Annotated in this window: 18 protein-coding genes (1 of these 18 cut by a window edge); all 18 read left to right on the forward strand. The window is 49.2% G+C overall.

The genetic code is table 11. The features are described from left to right. Positions 1 to 99: 99 nt before the first annotated feature. Entirely contained in the window at positions 100 to 1,194 is a 1,095-nt protein-coding gene (locus EL268_RS01195; RefSeq protein WP_106656100.1) for a dipeptide epimerase, read from the forward strand. A gap of 1 nt (position 1,195) precedes the next feature. Next, positions 1,196 to 2,113 (forward strand): C40 family peptidase, encoded by a 918-nt coding sequence (locus EL268_RS01200; RefSeq protein WP_106656099.1) that lies wholly within the window; start codon positions 1,196 to 1,198, stop codon positions 2,111 to 2,113. Between the two features lie 25 nt (positions 2,114 to 2,138). Continuing rightward, positions 2,139 to 3,098, forward strand: a complete 960-nt coding sequence (locus tag EL268_RS01205) for an ABC transporter ATP-binding protein (protein ID WP_106656098.1) — start codon at positions 2,139 to 2,141, stop codon at positions 3,096 to 3,098. A 251-nt stretch (positions 3,099 to 3,349) separates the two neighbouring features. Next, on the forward strand, positions 3,350 to 4,294 hold the full coding sequence (locus EL268_RS01210; protein ID WP_088910250.1) for a sigma-70 family RNA polymerase sigma factor: 945 nt from the start codon (positions 3,350 to 3,352) through the stop codon (positions 4,292 to 4,294). Between the two features lie 189 nt (positions 4,295 to 4,483). Continuing rightward, complete coding sequence (gene hslO, locus EL268_RS01215; protein ID WP_106656097.1) at positions 4,484 to 5,356, forward strand: Hsp33 family molecular chaperone HslO; 873 nt, start codon at positions 4,484 to 4,486, stop codon at positions 5,354 to 5,356. A gap of 28 nt (positions 5,357 to 5,384) precedes the next feature. Then, complete coding sequence (locus tag EL268_RS01220) at positions 5,385 to 6,287, forward strand: peptidyl-prolyl cis-trans isomerase (RefSeq protein ID WP_106656096.1); 903 nt, start codon at positions 5,385 to 5,387, stop codon at positions 6,285 to 6,287. 82 nt (positions 6,288 to 6,369) lie between these two features. After that, positions 6,370 to 7,302 (forward strand): cysteine synthase A, encoded by a 933-nt coding sequence (gene cysK, locus EL268_RS01225; RefSeq protein WP_106656095.1) that lies wholly within the window; start codon positions 6,370 to 6,372, stop codon positions 7,300 to 7,302. 120 nt (positions 7,303 to 7,422) lie between these two features. Further along, entirely contained in the window at positions 7,423 to 8,916 is a 1,494-nt protein-coding gene (locus EL268_RS01230; RefSeq protein ID WP_106656094.1) for an anthranilate synthase component I family protein, read from the forward strand. A 17-nt stretch (positions 8,917 to 8,933) separates the two neighbouring features. After that, positions 8,934 to 9,518, forward strand: a complete 585-nt coding sequence (pabA, locus tag EL268_RS01235) for an aminodeoxychorismate/anthranilate synthase component II (RefSeq protein WP_056493388.1) — start codon at positions 8,934 to 8,936, stop codon at positions 9,516 to 9,518. 136 nt (positions 9,519 to 9,654) lie between these two features. Beyond that, positions 9,655 to 11,298 (forward strand): PhoX family protein, encoded by a 1,644-nt coding sequence (locus EL268_RS01240; RefSeq protein WP_106656093.1) that lies wholly within the window; start codon positions 9,655 to 9,657, stop codon positions 11,296 to 11,298. 20 nt (positions 11,299 to 11,318) lie between these two features. Further along, a complete protein-coding gene (gene tatA, locus EL268_RS01245) occupies positions 11,319 to 11,519 on the forward strand; it encodes a twin-arginine translocase TatA/TatE family subunit (protein ID WP_017247013.1) in 201 nt (66 codons plus the stop codon). A 69-nt stretch (positions 11,520 to 11,588) separates the two neighbouring features. Next, on the forward strand, positions 11,589 to 12,323 hold the full coding sequence (gene tatC / locus EL268_RS01250; protein ID WP_106656092.1) for a twin-arginine translocase subunit TatC: 735 nt from the start codon (positions 11,589 to 11,591) through the stop codon (positions 12,321 to 12,323). 33 nt (positions 12,324 to 12,356) lie between these two features. Further along, complete coding sequence (gene pabC / locus EL268_RS01255; RefSeq protein ID WP_106656091.1) at positions 12,357 to 13,202, forward strand: aminodeoxychorismate lyase; 846 nt, start codon at positions 12,357 to 12,359, stop codon at positions 13,200 to 13,202. Between the two features lie 52 nt (positions 13,203 to 13,254). Then, positions 13,255 to 14,442, forward strand: a complete 1,188-nt coding sequence (folP, locus tag EL268_RS01260; RefSeq protein WP_174769467.1) for a dihydropteroate synthase — start codon at positions 13,255 to 13,257, stop codon at positions 14,440 to 14,442. 2 nt (positions 14,443 to 14,444) lie between these two features. After that, the gene (gene folB, locus EL268_RS01265) at positions 14,445 to 14,816 is read left to right on the forward strand and encodes a dihydroneopterin aldolase (RefSeq protein WP_064203224.1); all 372 of its coding nucleotides are present in this window, start codon (positions 14,445 to 14,447) and stop codon (positions 14,814 to 14,816) included. Continuing rightward, entirely contained in the window at positions 14,813 to 15,343 is a 531-nt protein-coding gene (gene folK, locus EL268_RS01270; protein ID WP_106656090.1) for a 2-amino-4-hydroxy-6-hydroxymethyldihydropteridine diphosphokinase, read from the forward strand. Before folB ends, folK begins: the two co-directional genes overlap by 4 nt. Then, positions 15,295 to 15,504, forward strand: a complete 210-nt coding sequence (locus tag EL268_RS01275; protein WP_047074774.1) for a helix-turn-helix domain-containing protein — start codon at positions 15,295 to 15,297, stop codon at positions 15,502 to 15,504. The genes folK and EL268_RS01275 overlap by 49 nt, the downstream gene beginning before the upstream one ends. Positions 15,505 to 15,574: 70 nt before the next feature. After that, on the forward strand, positions 15,575 to 16,444 hold the 5' portion of the coding sequence (gene dusB / locus EL268_RS01280) for a tRNA dihydrouridine synthase DusB (RefSeq protein ID WP_106656089.1). The gene runs 159 nt beyond the window's last position; 870 of the gene's 1,029 nt are visible here — the first part of the coding sequence; its start codon is at positions 15,575 to 15,577; the stop codon falls past the right edge of the window.

Below are 16,444 nucleotides of genomic sequence, written 5' to 3' on the forward strand. Positions count from 1 at the left end.
CTTTTTTGCTAGAATTTTTAATAGTGCTATAATTTAGTATGTCTATTAGAAAAAACACAGCTAAAGAAAGCACGAGTGCTGGAGAAGATGGAGGAAAACATGATTATTCAAGCCATCGAAGTAAAACGAATATCTGTTCCATTGAAAAAGCCTTTTAAAACGGCTTTGCGTACGGTGCATAGTCTGGAATCGATTCTGGTGAAAATCACCTGCGACAACGGTATGGTCGGGTGGGGCGAAGCTTCAGCTACTGTCGTCATTACCGGAGACAGCATCGAGAGTATCGAGTCGGCGATTATGAATACAATGAGACCTCAGCTCATCGGCTTGAATTTGCTTGCCTATGAACGAGTTTTCCAAACCCTGCATCAATCCATGGTAGGAAATACGAGTGCGAAGGCAGCGGTAGACATTGCATTGTACGACCTCATTTCTCAGCGCGCAGGAATGCCGTTGTATCAATTCCTGGGTGGCTACCGTGACCAATTGGAGACTGACTATACCGTCAGCGTGAACTCCCCGAAAGAAATGGGCGAGGATGCGGCTGCCTATCTCAAGCAAGGCTTTCACGTATTGAAAATCAAGGTCGGCAAGGACAATATCGAGGATGACATTTTGCGCATTCAGGAAATTCGCAAATCCGTGGGCAATCAGGTGAAGATTCGTCTTGATGCCAACCAGGGATGGAATGTAAAAGAAGCGGTGCAATCCATTCGCAAAATGGAAGACATGGGTCTTGGTATCGAACTCATTGAGCAGCCTGTAAAAGCGCATGATCTGGAAGGCTTGAAGCGGGTAACAGATTCGGTCGATACGCCAATCATGGCTGACGAGAGTGTGTTTTCACCAGCGCAGGCCCTGCAGGTATTGCAAAACCGTGCGGCCGACATGATTAACATCAAGCTGATGAAAGCTGGCGGCATTTACAAAGCACAATTGATCAACCAATTGGCTGAAGAGCACGGTATTCCATGCATGGTTGGCAGCATGATCGAATCGCGTCTGGCTGTATCAGCAGCAGCTCATTTTGCAGCCAGCAAGAAAAACATCACCCGCTTTGATTTCGATGCTCCGTTGATGCTTTTGTACGATGGCATAGAAGGTGGCGTAACATACGAAGGTCGCTTGATGCGCATGCCAGAAGAGTCTGGGCTCGGTATTCGTTCCGTCAGCCTGTGGGAGGGGGAGAACTAAGATGAAATCTGCCATTGTTTCTGTCTCTGTCGCCACTGTGTGGACCAAGCCGGAGTCGCCGCGTGATATTGACCAAGTGGCACTCCACTCCCCGGTTGATGCACGAAGCTGGCTCGCTTCCCTTACTGTTGACGAGAAGCTTGGTTTTTACGACAATAACGCGATTCAAACCCAAGCGCTGTACGGTACGCGCGTAGAGGTAGTGGAGGAGCAAGGGGAATGGTCACAAATTCTGATTCCTGATCAGACGACGAACAAAAACACAACAGGCTATCCGGGCTGGGTTCCTTCTCGCCAGCTAGCACCGTGGTCAGATGCTTTTCAGGTACAGCAGGGCCAAAAGCTGGCGATGGTCACGGCGGCGTTTACCCGTCTACATACAGCCGACAAAAAGCCAGACATCGAGCTTGCGTTTTTGACCAAACTGCCGCTGATTGAGGAAACCGCTGACTGGGTAACGGTAGCGACACCGAACGGCACAGGACTTTTGCCAAAAGCAGATGTACAAATCGTGAAAGCAAACGAGCCCATTGAGCTGTCCGGCAATCGTGGAGAGGCAATCGTAGAAGCGGGCAAGCGATTTCTCAACCTGCATTATTTATGGGGCGGCATGTCCTCTTACGGGTATGACTGCTCAGGATTTGCGTACAACATGCACCGTTCTGTCGGTCTCCAGATTCCGCGTGATGCATCTGATCAGGCAAAAGCCGGGCAGCTCGTGGAAAAAGAAGCTTTGCTTCCGGGCGATCTGCTGTTTTTTGCCCATGAAGAGGGGAAAGGCAGAGTTCATCATGTGGGTATTTACATGGGGAATGGTGAAATGATTCATTCTCCGGATTCGCGAAGTGCCATCGAGATCGTCAAGCTGGATGGCTACAAGCTCGAAAAGGAACATTGCGTCTCCAGACGATATTGGTAAACGGATAACGGGGAGGAGTGGCCAGATGCAACGAAAGAAGCTGGTCCAGGTAAAGAACCTGACAAAAACCTTTACGTTGGGTAAAGGGCTCTCACTTACGGCAGCGGACAATGTTTCCTTCGATATATATGAGGGGGAAACATTTGGACTGGTAGGGGAATCTGGCTGCGGCAAATCGACTACAGGCCGTACAATCATCGGGTTGTATCAACCGACGACAGGAGAAGTCATTTTTGATGGGCAAAACGTCCATCAGGCATCATCTGCTGAGCAGAGTAAGCTGACACGCCATATGCAAATGATTTTTCAGGACCCGTATGCTTCTCTGAATCCCCGAATGAACATTGCGGAAATCATCTCGGAGGGCCTTCATCTTAATGGGCTATATAAAGGGAAGGAACGAATGAAACGTGTGATTGAGCTGTTGGAGATGGTTGGTCTGCAAAAAGAGCATGCCAACCGTTTCCCGCATGAGTTCAGCGGTGGTCAGCGACAGCGGATAGGAATTGCTCGGGCGCTTGCCGTCAATCCTACCTTCATCATTGCCGATGAGCCGATTTCCGCACTTGATGTTTCGGTGCAGGCACAAGTCGTTAATTTAATGAAGAAACTACAGCAGGAACAAAAGCTGACGTATTTGTTTATCGCGCATGATTTGGCGATGGTCAAGCACATCAGTGACCGTATTGGCGTCATGTACCTGGGCAATATGGTCGAGATGACTGCCAGTGAAATTCTTTACGAATCACCGAAGCATCCTTACACGCAGGCGTTGTTGTCGGCCATTCCTGTCCCCGATCCTGATTTGGAGAAAAGCCGTGAGCGCACCATTATCGAAGGAGACGTTCCCAGCCCGATCAATCCACCTAGCGGCTGTGTGTTCCGTACGCGCTGTCCGGTAGCCAAAGCAGTATGCGCCGAAAAGAAGCCTATCTGGCAAGAAGTGGACACCAACCACTTCGTCGCCTGTCACTTGTATCAGTAGTCTTCGATTTTATCAGAAGATTCGACATTGTCTTTTTGCCATCCTTGGTTAATGGGGATGGCTTTTTCTTCATAAACTTTTAACTCTATCGCATGAAAGGGCTTTCATCAACCGTTCTGAGAGGAGAACTGTTAATATTCTGTTAACTGGCAGGAATCAAACAGGTTTTGTCGAAATACGGATACAGTAAAACATTCCGTGACTCACCTACTTCATCGTGATCTTCCATTCCAGAGAAGTGAGGGTTGCATATGACTCTGAGTACCTCCTCGTTCCATTCAACTCCCCGTCGCTGGCGGGAAGTGGAGACACAGTTGGGAATTGTTGTCCCTAGATCACTTCGATCGGACACTTCTGCTCTACTGTTTTTGGAAAGCGTCGCTGCAACACCCATGTTGGACAAAGAAGAAGAGCTTGCTTGCCTGATTCGCTATCAAAGGGATGGCGATCTTGAAGCACGTGAAACGATTGTGCGCGCCTATTTACGATACGTAGTTAGTACCGCTTTGCGCCATTTGAAAAGAGGGATGCCGTTCCTGGATTTGATTCAGGAGGGCACGATAGGTTTGTTTACCGCGATTGACAAATTTGATGTGGGACGTGGCGTGCGTCTCTATCATTACTCGCACTGGTGGATCTCTCAAGCGATCACCCGTGCCATCAACGACAAAGCAACTTTGATTCGCATTCCTGTCCACATGCATGAGCAGATTCGCCAGTATCAGAAGCAAGTACTACATCTCGTCCATGCTTTGAACCGTACGCCAGATCGGCAGGAGATTGCCGTACTCTTGGATATTCCATTAGAAAAGGTGGAGGCCATCGAACTGGCTTTAATGATGAAGATGGAATCCATCGACGCTGAGCTGGATAGTGAGAAATGGCAGGCTTGGCATGAAGATGAGAGCTTGAGCTACGCTGAAATCATGGATGATGGGTTGTCCTCTCTGGATGACTGGATTGAAAAGGTAGACCTTCGCTCGCAAATGCGCGCAGCGTTGGAGCGGCTTAGTCCCCGCGCTCAAGAAATTATCTCCATGCGTTATGGTCTCTATGATGATCAAGTGTATACGCTGGAAGAAGTGGGGAAAATGTTTGGTCTTACCCGTGAGCGTATTCGCCAAATTGAAGCGACGACGATTGACCGATTGCGAACGCAAAAGGCTTCACACGTATTAAAAGATTATTTAACCTAACATAGGATTTGGTTATTACGGCCCCTCTTCGCACAGAGGGGTTTTTTTCTGTCAGAAATGGTCGAATTCTCAAAGTGTCAGACTCACAGTGGGAGAAGCGTAGTCTTTTTCTCCTTGTGGTAAACTGGTAAGATAGCTTCATGATTTTTTCGCTATGTAAAGAAGGAGTTCGAAAAGGAGGATCGCTACATGGGCGATTATATGATAAGAGCAACTGGTTTTAATGGGCATGTTCGCGCATTTGCCGCACGCACGACAGAATCTGTCGAAGATATGCGTCGTCGTCACGACATGTGGAATACAGCGACAGCAGCAGCGGGACGTACGCTGACTATTACCTTGATGATGGGGGCTATGTTAAAAGGAAACGAGAGCCTCTATGTCAAAGTAAAAGGAGGCGGACCAATCGGGCAAATCATCGCGGAAGCAAACGCACATGGTGAAGGAATCGCTTATGTATCCAACCCGCATGTCCACTTTGAGCTAAACGATAAAGGCAAGCTCGATGTAGCGCGTGCAGTGGGAACAGACGGGTTTGTGTACGTGACGAAAGATCTCGGTCTCAAGGAGCCGTATCAAGGCAGTGCGCCGATCGTCTCTGGTGAGATTGGGGAAGACTTCACTTATTATTTTGTGATGTCCGAGCAAACGCCTTCAGCAGTAGGTGTGGGTGTACTGGTTAATCCTGAGGACCGTTCTGTTTTGGCAGCGGGTGGATTCATTCTTCAGCTGTTGCCGAATACGCCAGAAGAGGTTGTAGCAGCCATTGAAGAACGCTTGGGGCAGCTTCCACAGGTTTCTCGCATGATTGGCGAAGGTTTGACTCCTGAAGAGATTTTGGCCCGCGTATTGGATGAGCCAAAAATCCTTAGCCGCACGGAGATTCAATTTAGCTGCAAATGTACAGCGGATAAGGTTGTTCAGGCACTGATCAGCATGGGACGCGAAGAAATGGAAGGTCTGATTGAGGAACAGGGCGAAGCTGAAGTACACTGTCATTTCTGTAATGAACGTTACCATTATGACAGATCCGCGTTGGAAGACATCCTGAAAGACATGTAAGCGCGGCGTCAAGTAGGGGAGTGTTGGCATGACCAACGTAAAAGGGTTGTGGGCATTCATTGGGGCGCTTGTATTGTTGCTGCTTGCCGTTACCTGGGCATGGTACCAGGCATCAGGCAAGCTGCAGCCTGCCGCCATCGTAGGGGATAAGACGATTAGCAACGATGAGTATGTAACGGCGCTGAAACAAAAGTTCGGTAAGCAAGTACTAAACGACATGATTAATCGGGAAGTCGTTTTTCAAGAGGCGAAGCGATCCGGTATCACGGTTGATCCGAAGCAGCTGGAGCAAGAGCTTTCCCAGATTCGCGACAGTTACGGCAGTCGGACAGACAGCGAGTTTGAGGCTGCGCTGTTAAAACAAGCGGGTACGACCGTGGAAGCCCTGAAGCAGGAGATTTCTTACCAAATCCTGCTGCAAACCCTGGCAACGAAGGACATGACCATCAAGGATGAAGAAGTGCTAAACGTCTACAATAGCCGATCTGACCGCTATACCCGACCGATGCAGATGCGTTTAGGACAAATCGTGGTGGCTTCACAAAAAGAAGCGGAACAAGTGTTGGCTGATTTAAAAAACGGGGCCGACTTTCAGACGATTGCCAAAGAGCGTTCGATTGATGCGGATACAGCGGTAAACGGCGGCGATGTAGGCTGGGTTTCCATCAAGGATAATCGATTGCCTGACGAGGCGAAGCCCATTGTAGAAAAGCTGGAGAAAAACAAATATAGCGAAGCGATCAAAATAGAAGATCAATACGTCATTTACCAACTGACAGAGCGCAGGGAAGCCAGTCAACGGACGTTTGAAGAGGTAAAAGATGAGCTGCGCCGAGAAATCGCATTTGCCCAGGTCGAGTCGCTGGATGTCGTGCTGGAGCGATTGCGAAAATCGGTAGGGGTCCAGATTTCTGGGCAAATGCCTCATTGACCAAATAGGCTACCGTTGATATAATTATGTCAATAAATCCTAGCGTTTTACTCGGTTATTAAAAATAGGAGGGGCAGAACATATGCGCGTGGCTAATTCCATTACCGATTTGATTGGATTTACTCCGCTTGTGAAGCTGAATCGTGTTGTCAGCGAAGATATTGCAGACATTTATTTGAAGCTGGAGTTCTTCAACCCGGGCAGCAGTGTAAAAGACCGAATTGCGTTGTCGATGATTGAGGCAGCAGAGGCAGATGGAAGTCTGAAACCGGGTGATACCATCATTGAACCTACGAGCGGAAATACCGGTATTGGACTCGCGATGGTTGCTGCTGCAAAAGGATATCGTGCTATTCTTGTCATGCCAGAGACGATGAGTATTGAGCGACGCAATCTGTTGCGTGCGTATGGTGCGGAGCTGGTTCTCACACCAGGCAGCGAAGGGATGGGCGGAGCGATTCGCAAAGCGGAAGAGCTGGCGAAAGAAGATAGCTCGTATTTCATTCCGCAACAATTTAAAAACCTGGCAAACCCGGCCATTCACCGTGAGACAACTGCTCGTGAGCTGCTGGACCAAGCAAAGGAAATCGGCGGCGTAGATGCGTTTATCTCCGGTATTGGTACAGGCGGAACGATTACGGGTGTAGGGCAGGTTCTTCGTGAACACTATCCGAATGTACAAATCGTGGCTGTTGAGCCTGCGGCTTCGCCAGTTTTGTCTGGCGGCAAACCAGGACCACATAAGATCCAAGGTATCGGGGCTGGGTTTGTTCCAGAAATTCTCGATACACAAATTTACGACGAAATCATTAAGGTAGAAAACGAGGACGCTTTTGAAACCGCGCGTCGTGTTGCTCGTCAGGAAGGGATTCTCGGCGGGATTTCTTCTGGAGCAGCGATCCATGCGGCCCTGCAAGTAGCAGCGAAGCTCGGCAAAGGCAAAAAAGTGATCGTTGTCATTCCTTCGAATGGGGAGCGTTATTTGTCCACGCCTCTGTATCAGTTCGAAGATTAATTGTAAAAAAATACCGCATGACCACGGAGCGCTACGTTGGCGACGTGGTCTTTTCTTTTTGTGTCAGGCAACTATATAATGAACGGATAAATAGTGAAAACCGGAGCGTGAAGAGGAAGAATGTTCCCTACCTTTGCTGATTGCCAGGCGTACGCCTTATCTTATCCGTTAGTTCCCCTTGCCCTGCGTAAACCGTGGTCTTCGACGATTGATCCGTGGCAGGTGCTCACAAAACTACAGCCTTCTCTGCAAAATGCTGTCCTGTTGGAAAGTGGACGAGCTGGGCGGTATACCTTTTTGGCATATGAGCCTATCGCTACGCTGCGCAGTCAGCGAGGAGAAACCATCGTTTCGTACCCAGAAGGGAAAATCGAGAGCATAGAGACTCACAACCCATTGAATGCTTTACGAGAGCTGATGTCTCGTTACCGTACGCCTGCGCTTCCAAGTATGCCAGATTTTGCTGGAGGCGCCGTAGGCTATATCAGCTATGAGATGAACCGCTTTTTTGAGCCTAGCTTGCCACAGATCGCGACTGACGACTTACAGTTGCCAGACCTGTATGTTATGATAATGCAAGACCTTCTTGTCTTTGATCATGAGACCCGAGAGATCATTTGCCTGACGCATTTGAGCGCGGACAATTTGACCGAAGAGAGCTATCGACAAGCAGCACTCCAGCTGGAAAAACGCATGGACTCGATTGCTTCATTGGCAATGGATCGCGATGAGACAGATTGGGAAGCTTTGCGCAAAAGACCGCTTGCCAAGCTAGTGCCAGCGTCAGTATCCTTTGCCAAAGACCAATTCGAGGATGCCGTTCGCCGGGTGCAGGAGTACATCGCCCAAGGGGATGTTTTTCAGGTCAATCTGTCGGTACGGCAAAGCAAGCCGGTGCAGGTGACTGCCCCAGAAGTGTACGATGTGCTTCGCAAGCTGAATCCGTCTCCTTATATGGGCTATCTGAGCTTCCCTGAATTTCAATTGGTTAGTGCCTCGCCAGAGCTACTAGTAAAGGTAAAAGGCAAGGAAGTGCATACGCGTCCGATTGCCGGTACACGACCGCGTGGATTAACGGACGAGCAGGACGATGCATTGGCACGTGAGCTGATTGATAATGAAAAGGAACGCGCAGAGCATGTCATGCTGGTTGATTTGGAGCGCAATGACATGGGCCGTGTCTGTCGCTTTGGTAGTGTGGAGGTTAGCGAATTCATGGTCGTGGAGAAATATTCCCACGTCATGCATATCGTCTCTCACGTTAAAGGAGAGCTGGCAGCAGGCAAGGATGCGCTTGATGCGATCGAAGCGACTTTTCCGGGAGGTACCATCACCGGAGCGCCAAAAGTTCGCACGATGGAAATCATCGAGGAGCTGGAGCCAGTCAAGCGAGGCGTCTACACGGGATCAATCGGCTGGTTTGGCTTCAATGGTGATATCGAGGTCAACATTGCCATCCGCACCATGGTGATCAAGGATGGCGTAGCTCATGTGCAGGCTGGAGCGGGTATCGTGATTGACTCGGTTCCAGAGGCTGAGTATGCCGAGTCATTGAAAAAGGCAGAAGCGTTGTGGAAAGCGCTTGAGTTGAGCGAGCAGAGAACGATGAGTTGAGAGGAGATGAGTGTACGATGATTTTGATGATTGATAACTACGATTCCTTTACCTACAATTTGGTGCAGTATGTGGGAGAGCTTGGGGAAGAGCTGCAAGTGTATCGCAATGACAAAATTACACTGGAAGAAATCGAACGATTGGCACCGGATTACTTAATGGTGTCTCCAGGACCGTGCACGCCAAATGAAGCGGGGATCAGCATGGATGCGATCCGCCATTTTGCCGGAAAAATTCCGATTTTGGGTGTTTGCTTGGGTCATCAGTCCATTGGGCAAGTGTTTGGTGGAAAAGTCATTCGGGCTGAGCGCCTGATGCACGGAAAAACGTCGGAAGTTTTCCATGATGGCAAAACTATCTTTCAAGACATTCCTTCTCCCTTTACGGCGGCACGCTACCATTCCTTGATTATTGAGGAAGCGTCCATTCCGAGTGAGCTGGAAGTAACCGCCCGGACAGCCGAAGGCGAAATTATGGCTGTGCGCCATCGGGAGTACCCAATCGAAGGGGTCCAGTTCCACCCTGAATCGATTATTACCGAGCACGGCAAGCAATTGCTGAAGAACTTCCTTACCGCATACGCGCGCCATACGACAGGTTAACACATAGATACGACAGGAAAACCGCCTTTTTACGAGGGCGGTTTTTTATTTACATACTCTTTATATAACATTCATGGTTCCTCGATATACGGCTTGTACAATGAAACCGAAGAAGGCAAAAAAGGAGAGATAGTAAATGGATGTAAATCGTCGACAGTTTTTGACTTATCTCGGTGTAGGGACAGCGGCGTTGGCTTCGGTAGCAACAGGAATTCCTGCCCTGGCAGCTGGCGGTACCCTATCAGGAAAAACGGCTGATCATCTGTTTGGTCTCGATACAAAAAAACATAACTTCAATCCGAAATTCAAAGAAATTCATCCGACTACAAAAGACGACGTTGTACTGCCGGACGGCTTCAAATACGATGTAGTGGCTTCCTATGGCGATAAAATCAATGCAGCAGGAGATACCTTCGGGTTCAACAATGACTTCACCTGTTTCCTTCCAATCGAAGGCAAGTCCGATCATGGCCTCTTGTGGGTGAATCACGAATATTTAGGTGAGTTGGAATATTACGTGAATGGCTATGACTACCTGAATGCAGATGCGGATGACAACAAACGTACCCCTGAGCAAATCAAGAAGTACTTGTATGCACTGGGCGGTTCCATTATTGAAATCAAAAAAGAAAATGGCAGCTGGAAGCTTGTTTCCGATTCCGAATATGGCCGTAGGGTAAGCGGGTTGACCAAGCATGTACTGACTGGCCCAGCAGCTTCTATTGCCAAAGAAGTAACCGGAACATTTGCGAACTGTTCTGGCGGTGTCACGATGTGGAATACAATTCTTTCCTGCGAGGAAAACTACATGGACGTCGTCGGTGATTGCAAACTGCCTGAAGCCGAGCATTATGGTTGGGTTGTTGAGGTAGATCCATTTGATCCGAAATCGACTCCGAAAAAGCATACAGCGCTGGGCAGATTCTCCCACGAAAACACGGCAATGGTTCTGGCTCCGACTGGACAACTGGTCGTCTACATGGGGGATGATGCGAAAGACCAATACGTGTACAAGTATGTATCCAAAGGCAAGTACGATCCGAAGGCAGGGAAAAACAATTCCAAGCTGCTGGAAGAGGGTACACTGTACGTTGCCAACTTCGGTAAGGGCAAGTGGATTGCATTGGATTTCGCAACAAATGAAGCACTGCAAAAAGCAGTCGATGCAGATGGCAAACCGATGTTTGCTTCTCAGGCTGACGTGCTTCTCAACTGCCGTGATGCATCCAAAGCAGTAGGGGCTACCCCGATGGATCGCCCAGAAGACCTGGAAGTTCATCCGATTGATGGTTCCGTCTTCATTGCCTTGACCAACAACGACAAGCATGGCAACTTCTACGGACAAATCGTTCGCCTGTTCGAGAATGACAACAACCATGCAGGCTTGGAGTTTACGTTTGAGATTTTTGCAGCAGGCGGACCACAAAGCGGTTTTGCGGCGCCAGACAACATGGCTTTCGACAGCGCGGGTAACCTGTGGGTCGTGACAGACATCTCGTCTTCGTCGATGAACAGCGGCATTTATAAATCCTTTGGAAACAATGGGGTGTTCTTCATTCCAACAACGGGTAACAGCAAGGGAGAAGCCGCACAATTCGCCTCTGCACCAGTAGGCGCTGAAATGACAGGTCCTTGGTTCACCCCTGATGAAAAAACACTGTTCCTGGCGGTGCAGCATCCAGGTGAAAACCTGAAGTCGTATGACAAGCCGACCAGCCACTGGCCTAAAGGCGGAAATGCAGTAGCCATGCCGAGCGTGATTGCTATTACAGGTTTCTAGGATAAGGAGTGTAACAGATTATGCTGTCGAGCATCGGTATTCCTGGATTAATTCTGATCCTGATCATTGCTTTGGTGATTTTCGGACCGAGTAAACTGCCAGAGATCGGTCGTGCTTTTGGACGAACCTTAACCGAATTTAAAACCGCAGCAAAAGATTTGACCAAAGACGATGATGAAAAAGAAAAGGCTCCAGAAGAAGCGTTGAAACGAATCAACTAATCCAGCCTGAGAGAAGGCGGTGCGTACACGAGACGCACTGCCTTTTTCCGCGCATGAGGAGGAGTTCGAGTGAGCAAAGAGATGCCTATACTTGAGCATGTTACAGACCTGCGCCGCAGGATTTTGATTGTGCTGTCCGTTCTTGTTGTCAGTATGGTTATCTGCTTTTTGTTTGTGGATCATATTTATTTGGCGTTAGCGAATCATTCAGGGGAAAAGCTGGCGATTCTTGGGCCGGGAGATATCCTGTCGATCTATGTAAAGCTGGCCGCAGTCGGTGCGCTTGCGATTACAATCCCGGTTGCCGCTTACCAAGTTTGGCGCTTTGTGGTGCCCGCATTGGAAGAAAGAGAGCGAAAAGTGGCGCTTATGTATATCCCGGCTCTATTCTTGCTGTTTATTTTCGGGCTTTCCTTCGCCTACTTTGTGCTCTTTCCGATGATGTACAAATTTGTGTTGGGGCTATCCAACGGGAATTTTGAACTGGTCATTACAGCGAACGATTACTTCACCTTTATGCTCAATCTGTGTCTGCCGTTTGGGTTGCTTTTTGAACTGCCGGTTGTCGTTTTGTTTTTGAGCCATTTGGGGATTCTCAACCCGCATCGTTTGGCTAAAATGCGCAAACCCGCCTATTTGGTGCTCGCGATTATCTCGATTACCATTACGCCGCCTGATTTTCTTTCCGATATTATGGTAATTGTGCCACTGATCGTTTTATATGAAATCTCCATTACTATCTCGCGTTTCGTACACGGCAAACGTACGCAGGAGACAGCGCTTTCCCCGGAAAATATGATATGATGCTCTCGACTATATTATCGGGAGAGAGCGCAGATGCACGTTTATGTAAACGGGACGATTTGTCCGGCTCACGAGGCTACAGTATCGGTATTGGACCACGGGTTTTTGTACGGTATTGGTTTGTTTGAAACGTTACGTGTATACGACCGCAAGCTATTTCTATGGGATGCTCATTACGCCCGGCTTTGTTCCGGGCTTTTTGCGTTGCAGATTCAACCTGCTTGGACAAAGGAAGAGCTGGCTTGCGCCATTTTGATGACCATAGATGCCAACGAGTTGCGTGATGCTTACGTCCGCTTGAGTATTACGGCTGGCGCAGAAGGAGTAGGCTTGGTAGCAGGGGGGTACGAGCGTCCGTCCTTATTCGTATTTGCCAAACCCGTAGCACCTTTGGCAGTACCTCCTCCGCCAAAGCGATTGCAGACATTGGCGTTGGCTAGACAGACAGCAGAAGGCCAGCAGCGTTTTAAATCGCATAATTACTTAAACAATGCTCTTGCACGCCAAGAGCTCGGCGCCCGTCTCGATGTGGAAGGTCTGTTTTTGACGCATGATGGCTTCGTGGCGGAAGGAATTGTGAGCAATGTGTTCTGGGTCAAGAACGGCAAGTTGTTTACCCCTTCTATTGATACGGGCATTCTTGATGGTGTGACGCGGCGACATGTTTTGACTTTGGCACAGCAATTATCGATGCCTGTCGAAGAAGGTCGATATCGCTTGGAAGATCTGCTCAACGCCGATGAAGTCTTTACGACAAATTCCGTGCAAGAGATCGTTCCGATTACCGAAATTGACGGGCATTGTGTCCCTTCGCCATATGGTACATATTCGCGCGAACTGCACCGCGCCTACCGTCAGTCTGTAGCGGCTAGCGAGTAAATTATGGTATGCTACTATTCAATGTGCGAAGACGGAAAAAGGGAGTTTGATCATGAAATACAATTCATTTCGAATCCATGCTGCGACCTTCGCTGAGACGGTATCGGAGCTTGTCAAAAGGGAGGTTCCTGTTCCAGAAGCGGAACGCATGGCGGAAGCGGGAACGAGCCTGAAGATTCACACGGAAAACATGAGTGTGGCTGTAGCAGAGAGTGTGAGAGAGATTATGCACTCTTTCGATGCGGAAGCCATTCTTTCAGACCAACCGGGTACTGCCGACAAAAAATACGTGCTGCTGTTGGCTTCACACAAGCAGATGGATTTGGCGTTGGATTATATGAAAACCCAAACAGAAGAATTGCGAGCGTTGGCGGCAGAGGTACGGGAAGTTTTAGCTATGCCTGCCAAGCTTCGTGCACGTCGTGAACTGAACTGTGGCCAGTATGTCCTGCCACTGGGAGAGCGAACGTTAGTCATGGGTATTTTGAATGTGACACCTGATTCGTTCTCGGATGGCGGTCGCTATGTCGATGTGGAGGCAGCACTGGCACAAGCGCGTGCGATGGTTGAGGCCGGAGCTGACCTGATTGATATCGGGGGAGAATCGACACGTCCGGGGTCGGAAGCAGTCGATGAGGCGACGGAGCTGGACAGAGTGCTACCAGTCATTCGGATGCTTTCGCGGGAATTGTCCGTTCCGTTGTCCATTGACACATATAAAGCGGCGGTTGCAGAACTGGCCATTTTGGAAGGGGCGCATATCATCAATGATGTATGGGGAGCGAAGCGTGACCCGCGGATGGCAGAGGTAGCTGCTCGTCTCGATGTGCCCATAATCCTGATGCACAATCGCGAGGACACGGACTATCACGACTTTTTCCCAAACTATATCAAAGACCTGCGTGAGTCAGTACAGATCGCCTTGCAGGCAGGGGTAAAACAGGAGCGAATCATCCTTGATCCGGGGATCGGGTTTGTAAGGACTGTCGAGCAAAATCTCGAGACGATGCGCAGGCTGGATGATCTGGTAGGGTTGGGCTATCCCGTTCTACTTGCCACTTCACGCAAGCGGATGATCGGTCATGTTCTCGATCTGCCCGTAGATGAACGTGTCGAAGGTACGGCAGCGACAGTTGCCCTCGGGGCGGCAAAAGGCTGCCATATGGTACGGGTGCATGATGTCAAAGAAATGAAGCGCGTTACGAAGATGATGGACGCGATGTTAAAAGGGGGCATGTAACCTTGGATAAAATCTACTTCAATGGCATGTCTTTTTACGGATATCACGGTGTGTTTGGAGCAGAGGCTGAACTGGGCCAACGGTTTTATGTCGATCTGGAGCTATCACTCGATTTATCCAAAGCCGGAGCAAGTGACGATCTTCACGATACAGTCAATTACGCCGATATCTTTACTTGTGTGCAAAAAATTGTCGAGGGTGAACGATTTCATCTGGTAGAAAAACTGACTGCTGTGATAGCAGAACGTCTACTGGAGCAATTCCCTTTGCATGAAGTCAAAGCAAAAGTGACCAAGCCGAATCCGCCGATCAATGGGCATTACGAGTCGGTTGCGATTGAGATGATCCGTAGAAGAGAGGATTTTGCTTCATGACAGTTTGTGCGTATTTGGCGCTAGGCTCCAATCTCGGGGATCGGGCTCAGAACTTGCGCCGGGCGATACAGAGATTGAACGAGCAACCTGGAATTCGCGTGCTTCGTGTCTCCTCTGTTTATGAGACCGATCCATTTGGTTACGTCGAACAAGACGCCTTTCTGAATATGGCGATCGCTGTGGAAACAGAACAGACCCCCGATCAGCTGCTAGAGACGGCGTTGTCAGTCGAGCGAGAGCTGGGTCGTGTGCGAACGGTTCGATGGGGACCGCGCACGATTGATATTGACTTACTGTTGTACGGGACATCTCGTGTTTCGCAAGACAATCTCATGATTCCTCATCCCGGGCTGAGCGAGCGTGCTTTTGTACTCGTGCCGCTTCGAGACGTTTGGGAAGGCGGCGTTTTACCTGAGCATAACCAGACCATTGATCATTATCTTTCCTTATTGGTAGAAGATCACAAGGGGGTACGTGAGTGGGGAGCAATCAACTGGGAAATCGAATCCGGTCCTTCCGAAAGCTAAAAGGGTATACGCAACAGTCCCTTTCGGAAAAGATGGGAGTGTCACTGTCGTTTGTTGGATCACTAGAGAGAGGAACTCGTACGCCAACAGAGCCTGTATTACGTAAGATCGCCAGCACTTTACAGGTAGACTACGATGAATTATGTGCTATAAATAAGTGATGTAATGAAGTTTGGATAGGATTGTCCTCTCCAAGACCCCGACTAAGCGGGAATAAGGAGGCGAAAATAGATGAAAATCGGCAATATTGAATTAAAGAACAACGTAGTTCTCGCTCCAATGGCAGGTGTCTGTAATCCTGCTTTTCGTCTGATTGCCAAGGAGTTCGGTACTGGATTGGTTTGCGCCGAGATGGTAAGCGACAAGGGCATCGTGCACGGAAACAAGAAAACGATGGATATGCTATTTGTAGACGAACGCGAAAAACCACTAAGTTTGCAGATTTTTGGCGGAGACAAGGAAACCTTGGTGAGTGCGGCGAAATATGTAGACCAGCATACGAACGCGGATATCATTGATATCAACATGGGCTGTCCTGTGCCGAAAATTACGAGCTGTGATGCAGGTGCGCGTCTGTTGCTCGATCCAGACAAAATCTACGAGGTCGTATCTGCTGTGGTCGATGCCGTCGACAAGCCTGTTACCGTGAAAATGAGATTGGGCTGGGACGAAGATCATCTGTACGTACTGGATAACGCCAAGGCAGTAGAACGTGCAGGCGGCAAAGCTGTTGCTGTTCATGGACGCACCCGCGTACAAATGTACAAAGGGCAAGCGGACTGGGACTGGATCCGTCGTGTGAAGGAAACCGTTTCGATTCCGGTGATTGGAAACGGGGATGTGGCTACTCCTGAGGATGCGAGACGCATGCTGGATACAACGGGTTGCGATGGTGTTATGATTGGACGTGCTGCGCTCGGCAATCCGTGGATGCTGTATCGCACCATTCAATACCTGACGACGGGAGAGCTTGGTCCGGAGCCAACCGCACGTGAAAAGATGAATATTTGTTTATTGCATGCAGAGCGTTTAATCGCGCTGAAGGGTCCGAGAGTGGGAGTCCTTGAGATGCGCAAGCACGCGGCGTATTACTTGAAAGGC

Origin of the sequence: Brevibacillus brevis, from assembly GCF_900637055.1 — a bacterium.
In the GTDB taxonomy this organism is placed as follows: Bacteria; Bacillota; Bacilli; order Brevibacillales; family Brevibacillaceae; genus Brevibacillus; species Brevibacillus brevis.

What these genes read in the sequence shown, in the direction of transcription:
- EL268_RS01195 (WP_106656100.1), top strand. Translation starts at nt 100, where the DNA reads ATGATTATTCAAGCCATCGAAGTAAAACGAATATCTGTTCCATTGAAA.
- EL268_RS01200 (WP_106656099.1), top strand. Translation starts at nt 1,196, where the DNA reads ATGAAATCTGCCATTGTTTCTGTCTCTGTCGCCACTGTGTGGACCAAG.
- EL268_RS01205 (WP_106656098.1), top strand. Translation starts at nt 2,139, where the DNA reads ATGCAACGAAAGAAGCTGGTCCAGGTAAAGAACCTGACAAAAACCTTT.
- EL268_RS01210 (WP_088910250.1), top strand. Translation starts at nt 3,350, where the DNA reads ATGACTCTGAGTACCTCCTCGTTCCATTCAACTCCCCGTCGCTGGCGG.
- hslO (WP_106656097.1), top strand. Translation starts at nt 4,484, where the DNA reads ATGGGCGATTATATGATAAGAGCAACTGGTTTTAATGGGCATGTTCGC.
- EL268_RS01220 (WP_106656096.1), top strand. Translation starts at nt 5,385, where the DNA reads ATGACCAACGTAAAAGGGTTGTGGGCATTCATTGGGGCGCTTGTATTG.
- cysK (WP_106656095.1), top strand. Translation starts at nt 6,370, where the DNA reads ATGCGCGTGGCTAATTCCATTACCGATTTGATTGGATTTACTCCGCTT.
- EL268_RS01230 (WP_106656094.1), top strand. Translation starts at nt 7,423, where the DNA reads ATGTTCCCTACCTTTGCTGATTGCCAGGCGTACGCCTTATCTTATCCG.
- pabA (WP_056493388.1), top strand. Translation starts at nt 8,934, where the DNA reads ATGATTTTGATGATTGATAACTACGATTCCTTTACCTACAATTTGGTG.
- EL268_RS01240 (WP_106656093.1), top strand. Translation starts at nt 9,655, where the DNA reads ATGGATGTAAATCGTCGACAGTTTTTGACTTATCTCGGTGTAGGGACA.
- tatA (WP_017247013.1), top strand. Translation starts at nt 11,319, where the DNA reads ATGCTGTCGAGCATCGGTATTCCTGGATTAATTCTGATCCTGATCATT.
- pabC (WP_106656091.1), top strand. Translation starts at nt 12,357, where the DNA reads ATGCACGTTTATGTAAACGGGACGATTTGTCCGGCTCACGAGGCTACA.
- folP (WP_174769467.1), top strand. Translation starts at nt 13,255, where the DNA reads ATGAAATACAATTCATTTCGAATCCATGCTGCGACCTTCGCTGAGACG.
- folK (WP_106656090.1), top strand. Translation starts at nt 14,813, where the DNA reads ATGACAGTTTGTGCGTATTTGGCGCTAGGCTCCAATCTCGGGGATCGG.